1 protein-coding gene is annotated in these 2,471 nt (G+C 76.0%); it reads right to left on the bottom strand.

Going from position 1 to position 2,471, the window contains the following annotated elements; all coding sequences use genetic code 11:
- Window positions 1-2,471 (bottom strand): FtsX-like permease family protein (locus AOK00_RS35965; RefSeq protein ID WP_055604295.1); only part of this gene is annotated, 2,471 nt, incomplete at both ends.

The raw sequence follows: 2,471 nt of genomic DNA, 5'->3' as shown, positions 1-2,471 counted from the left end.
CGCCCGGCGCGCCGGGCGCAGCGCCGCCACGGCCCCGGCGACCAGACCCACCAGTGCCACCGCCGCCAGCTGCAGCGCCGGTACGGCGAAGGCGAACGCACTGTCGCCCGAACCCTGCGAGGCGCGGACCAGAACCCAGCCGAGGAAGCCGCCGAGGACGAGTCCGCCGAGCGTGCCGAACGCCGCCACCAGGACCGACTCCCAGCGGACCATGGCCCGCAGCTGCGCCCGCGTCTGGCCGACGGCCCGCAACAGGCCCAGCTCACGCGTCCGCTCGTGGACGGACAGGGTCAGCGTGTTCGTGATGCCGAGCAGCGCGATCAGGACGGCGAGGGCGAGGAGCGCGTACACGAGGGTGAGCATCATGTCGATGCCTCCCGCCGAGGACTCCGCGTACTCCTCCCGGGTCTGCACCTCGGGCTGCCCGTAGCGGTCAGCGACCTCGGTCACGGCCGCCCTGCCCTCCTCGGTGCCGACCCCGTCCGCGAAGGAGACGGCGACCAGGGTGTCGGAGTCCTGGGTGCGGTGCGGGGCCCAGGCCTCGCGGGTGACGAGGTAGTCGCCGGCCAGGTCGGAACGTTCGTAGACGGCCCGGACGGTGAAGGTGCGCCGGGTGCCGTCCGTGAAGGTGAGCTCGGTCGTCCGCCCGGGGGCCAGGCCCGCCGAGGCGGCCTCGTCGGCGGCCACGGCGATCCCGTCCGTACCGAGGCCGGTCAGGGAGCCCCGTACCTCACCCAGGTCGAGGGCCCGGGAGAGCGCGGCCGGGTCGGTGACGGTGAGGGCGCGCCCCTTGCCGTCCACCTGCGCCACCCCGCGCCCCAGGCCCACGGCGGTCTCGACCTCGGGCAGCGCGCCGACGGCCGGCGCGAGGCGCGGGCTGAGTCCCGCGCCGCCGGCGCCGAACGTGGCTCCGCCGATGGCGACGTCGCCCGCGAAGGAGCGGTCGACCGTGCGGTCCATGGTCGCCTTGAGTGAGGCGCCGAAGACCGTGAAGAGGGTCACCACCGCGACGCCGATCATCAAGGCGGTCGCGGTCGCCGCCGTACGCCCCGGGCTGCGCAGGGCGTTGCGGCGCGCGAGGCCGCGGTTGGCGCCGCGCAGGGGGCGGCCGAGGACCCGTACGGCGACCGAGGCGGCCACCGGGCCGAGGACCACGAAGGCGGCGACGGCGAGCGCCGCCCCGGTCGCGGCGAACCACAGCGAGGGGGTGCCGAGCACACCGGCGAGGACCGTGCCGACGGCGACGGCGAGCAGGACGCCGCCGGTCACCACGCGCGCGCGTGACGTGCCCGAGGCGTCCGCCTGCGTCTCGCGGAGCGCGGCGAGCGGGGCCGTGCGCCCGGCCCGTACGGCCGGCAGGAGCGCCGAGCCCGCGCAGACCGCGAGGCCTACGGCGAGCGGCAGCAGGAGGGAGGTGCCGGTCACCACCAGGTCGCCCTCGGGGAAGGGGAAGCCGATCGCGGGGAAGAGTGCCTGGAGGCCGGCCGCCACGCCGATCCCGGCGAGCAGTCCGGCGAGGGAGGCGAGCAGACCGACGGTGAGCGCCTCGGCCAGGGTGCCGATGACCACCTGTCGCCGGGCGGCGCCGATCGCGCGGAGCAGGGCGTTCTCGCGGGTCCGCTGGGCGACGAGCACGGCGAACGTGTTGTGGATGCTGAAGACGGAGACGAGGACCGCGACCCCGCTGAACACCAGGAGGAAGGTCGTGAAGAGGCCGAGGAAGCGGCCGGAGACCGTCTCGGTGTTCTCCTCTGCGGAGCGCTGCCCGGTGATCGCCTCGACGTCGTCCGGGAGGGCGGGCGCGAGGGCGGCGACCAGTTCCTCCTGGGAGACGCCGGGCCCTGCCCGTACGGCGATGCTGGTCGCCTCGCCGGGGTGCGCCGTCAGATATCGCTCGGCGTCGGCGCGGGTGAGACCGGCCCAGGTGACCTGGCCCATGCCGTCCGCGCCGCCGAAGGTGGCGAGACCGACGACGGTGACGCGCACCGGGTCGGGGGTGCGCAGGACCGTCGTGTCGCCCAGGGCGAGACCCGCGGCCTTCGCTGCACCCCGGTTGACGACGGCTTCGCCGGGGGCGCTCGGGGCACGGCCTTCCGCGAGCTTGTACGGGTTGAGGGCCGGGTCGTCGATCCAGTTCCCGGCGAGGGTGGGCGGGCCGTTGCCGCCGACGGGGGTGCCGTCGGCGGCGAGGAGCTGGCCGGCGCCCTCGATCCGGGGTGCGGCGGCGGCGACCCCGGGCACGCGCGCGAGGCGTTCGGCGAGGTCCGCGTCGACGGGGCCGCGGGTGCCCTGGGCGTCGCCCGGGGCCGTGACCGTGACGGCGCTGCGGACGACGGCGTCGGTGCCACGGCTCGCGCCGGTGAACATCGAGTCGAAACTCGCGCGCAGGGTGTCGCCCATGACGAGGGTGCCGGTGAGGAAGGCGACGCCGAGCAGGACGGCGACGAAGGTGCCGAGGAACCGGCGCCGGT

Source organism: Streptomyces aureus (assembly GCF_001418135.1).
Classification (GTDB): Bacteria; Actinomycetota; Actinomycetes; order Streptomycetales; family Streptomycetaceae; genus Streptomyces; species Streptomyces aureus_A.
Note: the sequence above shows the minus strand (reverse complement) of the source record. Positions and strands in the feature narration are given on the sequence as shown.